Origin of the sequence: Microseira sp. BLCC-F43, from assembly GCF_041929235.1 — a bacterium.
In the GTDB taxonomy this organism is placed as follows: domain Bacteria; phylum Cyanobacteriota; class Cyanobacteriia; order Cyanobacteriales; family Aerosakkonemataceae; genus Microseira.
Genome location: NZ_JBHFNP010000283.1, coordinates 66,315 through 73,415, shown reverse-complemented (window position 1 = coordinate 73,415; position 7,101 = coordinate 66,315). Strand labels below are relative to the sequence as shown.

Sequence of the window (7,101 nt, the reverse complement as noted above, 5' to 3'; positions counted from 1 at the left end):
TGTCATGCCGTGCCCCTACAGCAAGGTGGCAATTGAATTTGGCAAAAATCCCGTTGGCGGTATGGGCACGGCAATCATTATCTGTCCCATTTAACAACGTATGTCATGCCGTGCCCCTACAGCAAGGTGGCAATTGAATTTGGCAAAAATCCCGTTGGCGGTATGGGCACGGCAATCATTATCTGTCCCATTTAACAACGTATGTCATGCCGTGCCCCTACAGCTACGCGATCGCAAGCCGTAAAATAATTAAGTTCGTTCTTAACAATCGCACTTTAATCAACAATGACTCACTCGACGGATATTCCCACCCTAGTCCGCTGGATGGCATCCGATTTCACCAACCAAGCCCAAGCATATGAAAATCCGCCGTTTTTTGCCCACATTCGCGTTTGTATGCGTCCTCTGCCTTTAGAATTTCTGGGAGGGGTGAGTCTGTATCTGGAACAAGCTTACGACTTTGCGTTAAACCAACCTTACCGGGTGCGGGTGCTGAAGTTTGTAGAAGTCGGCTCGCGCATCGAAATCGAAAACTATAAAATCAAGCAGGAAGAAGAGTTCTATGGCGCTTCTCGCGACCTCGAACGCCTGCAAACCCTGCAAGCAGAGCAATTGGAGAAAATGCCCGGTTGCACCTTCATTACCGAGTGGACGGGGAACAGCTTCAAAGCTAGAGTTGAACCTGGAAAAGGCTGCATCGTTGTGCGAAAAGACAAAACCACCTATCTCGACAGCGAATTTGAAATTGACGAAAATAAACTCATCAGCCTCGACCGAGGGCGGGATGTGGAAACGGACGAACATGTCTGGGGTTCGATTGCTGGACCATTTGAGTTTGTCCGCAAGGCTAGTTTTGCCGACGAGGTAAAAGTCTAGGATTATAGATTTGAGATTGCAGATTTGAGATTGGTAGGATTTAGGCAAGGGCGTTGCCAGAAACCGGGTTTCTTCTTAGATCTCTAGTTTATAAATCGACGATTTTTCCTAGAAACCCGGTTTCTTTGCGTAATTCCTGATTGGGTTAACTGCCCACCCGCTCACCCCCACACCTGCCCACCCGCACACCCGCCCTCCTGTGCTTCCCTATAAGTTCATCCCAATTAGCGGTATAGACGGGACACAAAACCTGGTAGATTTAGCGAGTGTCAGTAAGCAGTATGGGCAAAAAGCAAGATGAAAGTCCTGGTTATTGGTGGCGATGGTTATTGCGGTTGGGCAACTGCCCTATATCTTTCTAACAGAGGTTACGAAGTCGGCATCCTGGATAGCTTGGTACGGCGGCATTGGGATTTACAGCTGGGAGCCGAAACCCTAACACCCATCGCACCGATTCAGCACCGCATCCAGCGCTGGCACGATCTTACCGGCAAATCTATTGACCTGTTCGTTGGGGATATTACCAACTACGAATTTCTTCTATCAGCGCTGCAACAGTTTTCTCCCGATGCGATCGCTCACTTCGGCGAACAGCGTTCCGCCCCTTTCTCGATGATCGACCGCGAACATGCCGTACTCACTCAAGTGAATAACGTCGTAGGAACGCTGAATCTACTCTACGCCATGAAAGAACATTTCCCCGACTGTCACTTGGTGAAGCTGGGAACGATGGGCGAATACGGCACGCCCAACATCGATATCGAAGAAGGCTATATCACCATCGAGCATAATGGGCGCAAGGATACGCTACCCTATCCCAAGCAACCGGGATCGATGTATCACTTAAGTAAGGTACACGATAGTCACAATATCCACTTTGCTTGTCGCATGTGGGGTTTGCGCGCCACAGACTTGAACCAAGGTGTCGTTTACGGCGTTTTGACCGAAGAAACGGGGATGGATGAAATGCTGATTAACCGTCTCGACTACGACGGCGTATTTGGCACGGCGTTGAACCGTTTCTGCATTCAAGCCGCCATCGGTCACCCGATTACAGTGTATGGCAAAGGCGGTCAAACGCGAGGATTTTTGGATATTCGGGACACAGTGCGCTGCATGGAATTAGCGATCGCTAACCCCGCTAACCCCGGCGAATTCCGCGTTTTCAACCAATTTACCGAAATGTTCAGCGTCGGCGACCTAGCTTTAATGGTGAAAAAAGCAGGCACTACCCTGGGACTAAATGTAGACATAAATCACCTAGATAACCCCAGAATCGAAAAAGAAGAACACTACTTCAACGCCAAAAACACCAACCTACTCGACCTCGGTTTGCAACCTCACTACCTCTCAGACGCCCTACTCGATTCCCTGTTGAACTTTGCCGTCAAATATCAACATCGCGTCGATAAAAACCACATCCTGCCCAAAGTTACTTGGCACAGGTAATTGGTAATTGGTAATTGGTAATTGGTAATTGGTAATTGGCGAGCGATAATAAATCAAATACGGCTACCAGTTGCAAGCAGGATAAGAAAATTACAAAAATCTATCTCCTGTGTTCTAGTTGTCTATAGCCTCATCTATTACCTATTACCTATTACCCAAACTGACATGAACATCCGCGCGCTCGTTCTGTTAATAACTGTCGTGCTGCCCGGTTTGGCTGCGACTAGCCTCAGTGCCTACTATCTATTTCCCGAATGGAAGGCACTAGAGGCAAGCTTTAAATCATACGAAAAATTAGCCAAATCTCCAGCTGCAACAATCGAGCAATTATCGATTGCTCAAGCAGCAGAAAACAGACACAGAATTAATTGTTTTGCTGAAGGTGTAGGAGTTTTGTTAGGTGGAGTTATCTTGGCAATTGGCATTCATGGAATTTGCGCCCAATCAAGCACCAAACAACAATAAAATAAAACTTGTGTTGCCGGTTTATCGCTCAAGCGCAATCACCAATTACCAATGACCAATGACCAATTATGCGAATAGCCTTATTTACTGAAACATTTCTCCCCAAAATTGACGGCATTGTAACGCGACTGTGCCATACTGTAGAACATCTACAGCGCAGCGGCGACCAAGTGTTAATTTTCTCGCCGGATGGCGGATTAACCCAATACAAAGGCGCAAAAATTTACGGCGTTCCGGGATTTCCCCTACCGCTTTATCCAGAGTTAAAATTGGCAGTCCCCAAACCACAAATTGGTAAAGCGCTGGAGAAGTTTAGACCAGATATTGTTCACGTTGTCAACCCAGCTATTTTGGGATTGGGTGGGCTGTTTTATGCGAAAATGCTGAAAATTCCGCTGGTAGCTTCTTACCATACCCATTTACCCCAATATTTACACCACTATGGTTTGGGAATGCTGGAAGGGTTATTGTGGGAATTATTAAAATCGGCTCACAATCAAGCGCAGTTAAATCTTTGTACCTCGACGGCAATGGTGGAAGAATTGACGGCGCACGGTATAGAACGAGTCGATTTATGGCAGCGGGGAGTGGATACGGAAACGTTTCATCCCGACTTAGCCAACGTGGAAATGCGCGATCGCCTCAGTCAAGGAAACCCCTCTAGCCCGCTGCTGCTTTACGTTGGTCGTCTGGGGGCTGAAAAAGAAATCGAGCGCATCAAACCCATCTTAGAAGCGATTCCAGATGCCCGCCTAGCCTTAGTTGGAGATGGTCCAAACCGACAAGCTTTAGAAGAATATTTTGCGGGAACGCCGACTAACTTTGTCGGATACCTGCGCGGGCGAGAATTGGGGGCGGCGTATGCTTCTGCCGATGCATTTATATTCCCCTCCCGTACCGAAACATTGGGGTTAGTACTGTTAGAGGCAATGGCAGCGGGGTGTCCCGTCGTCGCGGCGCGATCTGGTGGAATTCCAGATATTGTCACCGATGGGGTAAACGGATACTTGTTCGATCCGAAAGATGAACTAGGAGCGATCGCCGCCACCAAAAACCTATTATCCCAAAAACAAGAACGAGAAACCCTGCGCGAGTTCGCCCGCAAAGAAGCCGAACGCTGGGGATGGGCAGCTGCCACCCGCCAATTACAACGCTACTATCAAGCCGTAGTTGCCGATCAAAACCTGCCTTTAGCTGCATGATCTGGTGATAGGCGATTGGTAATATGGGCAAAAACTTGTAGCCCTGTCTGTCGAGGGGATACATTCGTAGTAGGCTCTGCCTTCAACTTGTGTTCCCGTTCGTTTGACAACAATTAAATCATCAACAGCCTCGTTCTGTTGGACCTACCTTGGAGGTTCAGTGGGTTAGTCATTCCCATCGACGCGACCCACAGCCTTGAGGATACAGGCTTGGGTTGCCCAACAGAAGGGGGCATTGCTTTTACCCGGCAAGCTTTACGCACCGCGCCTTCCCGCAGCGTTGACTTCAGGAGAATTACCCAGGGTTGACCTAAGCAGAATCACGCAGCGTTGACCTCAGGACAACAGCAAAGCAGTGGGGATAACTGCCGATAAACATCTATTGGGCGAGGGCAGAGGCTAAATAGGCAATGTTACGATACTGGGGAGCGCAGGATACCCCATAATCAGCAGATATGACCATGACTCTTTCCCATAACGGTAGTTTTCTCGCTACCATGTTGGCTCAGTTAACCCAGGTCAATCGCACTCATACGCTAATCCAGCGAGTCAATAGTTATTCGGTTTCGGAATTTGTCTGCCTCCTCGACTTTATCACCGCAGAATTCCAGCAATTTTTGCGAGCAATCGAACTGATTAACAACGAAGCGCTCGAAGCGATGCTGGAGCGAATTTTGGAAGCAATTACGCTCAAAATCGGTCAAATTCTGCAAGCGGATCGCACTACCATCTTTTTGGTCGATCAGGAAAAAGGTCAGCTGTGGTCTAAAAACAGTGCCGACGAATCAGAAAAACCAACAGAAATCCGCCTGCCGCTCAATAGTGGCATTGCTGGTCACGTAGCGACTAAGGGAGAATATCTCAACATTCCCGACGCTTACAATCACCCCTTGTTTAACCCGGACTTTGATAAGCAAACGGGTTACCATACCCGCAACATCCTGTGTATGCCAATTTTTAGCAGCAAAAACCAGGTCGTGGCGGTGGTGCAACTGTCGAATAAAGCGGGGAATCTTCCGTTTGATAGCGATGATGTCGCGCAATTTCAAGACTTTGCTGCCAAAATCGGTATAATCTTAGAAAGTTGTCGGTCTTTTTATGTGGCAGCTCGCAATCAACGCGGGGCATCGGCACTGCTGAAAGCAACTCAAACTCTAGGTCAAAGTCTGGATTTAGAAACAACGCTGCGAGCGGTAATGGATCAAGCTCGCAATTTAATGCAAGCGGATCGCAGTACCCTATTTTTACTGACGAAAGAAACCAACGAACTATGGACAAAAGTTGCAGCAGCCGATGGTAGAACTTTAATCGAAATCCGCATTCCGGCTAATCGGGGAATTGCTGGTTACGTCGCTTCTACCGGGCAGCCGCTCAATATTACAGATGCATATAAAGACCCGCGTTTTGACCCCAGTACGGATAAAAAAACTGGATATGTAACTCGCAATATTTTGTGTTTGCCGGTGTTTAATTCGGGCAACGAATTGATTGGAGTGACCCAATTAATTAATAAGCATCAGGGCAGTTTTACTGGCTCGGATGAAGAATTTATGCGGGCGTTTAATATTCAAGCTGGAATCGCGTTAGAAAATGCCAAACTGTTTGAAAACGTTTTACTAGAAAAGCAATATCAAAAAGACATTCTGCAAAGCTTATCCGATGCGGTAATCTCCACCGATATGGAAGGCAAGATTGTCACGATTAACGATGCCGCACTAGAATTACTGGGTTGCCCGCTGCAAGCAGCTTCTGGAAAAAGCAACAAACTGTTATGGAAGGAAAAACTCATGGGACGACTCGTTTGGGAAGTCGTGCCTATTGAGAATTTGCAAATGCGATTGCAGGATGCGGTTAAAACGGGTGCTAAGCATTACGTGCCGGAGCAAAACTTGACGGTAGGATTGTACCCAGAGGGACAACCAATCTCGGAAACTAACCTAGACGACCCCAATCAAAATCCGATTCTAGCCATTCGCGATCGCGAAGCTCCAGACTTCTTTATCCCCTGGAACGAAAAACACACAAGCGAGGACACAGGAAATTCTCGCGGTGGTTCCCCGCTTTCCTATCCCCCGATTCCCAAAGCAAAAATCAGGGAAATCGAACGCAGCATCAATCTCACGGTTAATCCCTTGACAAATCCCGAAGGAGGTGCTAGAGGCGGATTGGTGGTGTTGGAAGATATCAGTCAAGAAAAACGGATGAAATCTACCCTGTATAGATACATGACGCCGAATGTAGCAGAGCGAGTTATGGCACAGGGTGACGACGCGCTGATGGTAGGCGAGCGCAAGGAAGTGACAATTTTATTTTCTGATATCCGGGGCTACACGACGCTGACAGAAAATCTGGGGGCGGCAGAAGTGGTATCGTTGCTGAATCAGTACTTTGAAACAATGGTGGAGGCGGTGTTTAACCACGAAGGCACCCTGGATAAATTTATCGGCGATGCCTTGATGGCAGTATTCGGCGCGCCGCTACCCTTAGAAAACCATGGTTGGATGGCAGTCCGTGCGGCGCTGGACATGCGTCGGCGTCTGGCAGTCTTTAACGATCGCCGCGTTATGGCAAACCAACCTAAAATTAAGATCGGCATCGGCATTAGTTCGGGGGAAGTGGTTTCGGGTAATATTGGTTCCCACAAACGCATGGATTATACGGTGATAGGAGATGGAGTTAACCTGAGTTCTCGCTTAGAAAGCGTAACCAAAGAATATGGATGCGATATTGTTTTGAGCGAGTTTACCTACAACCTGTGCAGCGATCGCATCTGGGTACGCGAACTCGACAAAATTCGAGTGAAGGGCAAACACGAAGCCGTAAAAATATACCAGTTAATCAACGATCGCCGCGTTCCCCTCGATGCCGTCACCGAACAATTTATCTCCCATTACAATGCCGGAAGATCCGCGTACCTAGACAGGAACTTCAAGCAAGCGATCCAACACTTTATGGCAGCTCAACAGTTGGATAGTCAGGATATTGCAACGGCGATCCACTTGGAAAGAGCGACTAAATTCCTCGAAGAACCACCCCCCGAAAATTGGAACGGCGTACACGCTATGACGACAAAATAGGTAATGGCTAATGGCTAATGGCTAATGTGATA

Annotated in this window: 5 protein-coding genes; all 5 read left to right on the top strand. The window is 47.9% G+C overall.

The genetic code is table 11. The features are described 5' to 3' along the window. The first annotated feature begins 285 nt into the window (after positions 1-285). Positions 286-876 (top strand): chromophore lyase CpcT/CpeT, encoded by a 591-nt coding sequence (locus tag ACE1CM_RS38280; RefSeq protein ID WP_374884177.1) that lies wholly within the window; start codon positions 286-288, stop codon positions 874-876. 297 nt (positions 877-1,173) lie between these two features. Continuing rightward, positions 1,174-2,325 (top strand): NAD-dependent epimerase/dehydratase family protein, encoded by a 1,152-nt coding sequence (locus ACE1CM_RS38275; RefSeq protein ID WP_374884176.1) that lies wholly within the window; start codon positions 1,174-1,176, stop codon positions 2,323-2,325. 165 nt (positions 2,326-2,490) lie between these two features. Continuing rightward, complete coding sequence (locus ACE1CM_RS38270) at positions 2,491-2,790, top strand: hypothetical protein (RefSeq protein WP_374884175.1); 300 nt, start codon at positions 2,491-2,493, stop codon at positions 2,788-2,790. 68 nt (positions 2,791-2,858) lie between these two features. Then, on the top strand, positions 2,859-3,992 hold the full coding sequence (locus ACE1CM_RS38265; protein WP_374884174.1) for a glycosyltransferase family 4 protein: 1,134 nt from the start codon (positions 2,859-2,861) through the stop codon (positions 3,990-3,992). A gap of 461 nt (positions 3,993-4,453) precedes the next feature. Continuing rightward, complete coding sequence (locus ACE1CM_RS38260) at positions 4,454-7,069, top strand: GAF domain-containing protein (RefSeq protein ID WP_374884173.1); 2,616 nt, start codon at positions 4,454-4,456, stop codon at positions 7,067-7,069. Positions 7,070-7,101: the final 32 nt, after the last annotated feature.

Excerpts from the sequence above, each read along its gene's own strand:
- ACE1CM_RS38280 (WP_374884177.1), top strand. The coding sequence starts at position 286 with ATGACTCACTCGACGGATATTCCCACCCTAGTCCGCTGGATGGCATCC.
- ACE1CM_RS38275 (WP_374884176.1), top strand. The coding sequence starts at position 1,174 with ATGAAAGTCCTGGTTATTGGTGGCGATGGTTATTGCGGTTGGGCAACT.
- ACE1CM_RS38270 (WP_374884175.1), top strand. The coding sequence starts at position 2,491 with ATGAACATCCGCGCGCTCGTTCTGTTAATAACTGTCGTGCTGCCCGGT.
- ACE1CM_RS38265 (WP_374884174.1), top strand. The coding sequence starts at position 2,859 with ATGCGAATAGCCTTATTTACTGAAACATTTCTCCCCAAAATTGACGGC.
- ACE1CM_RS38260 (WP_374884173.1), top strand. The coding sequence starts at position 4,454 with ATGACTCTTTCCCATAACGGTAGTTTTCTCGCTACCATGTTGGCTCAG.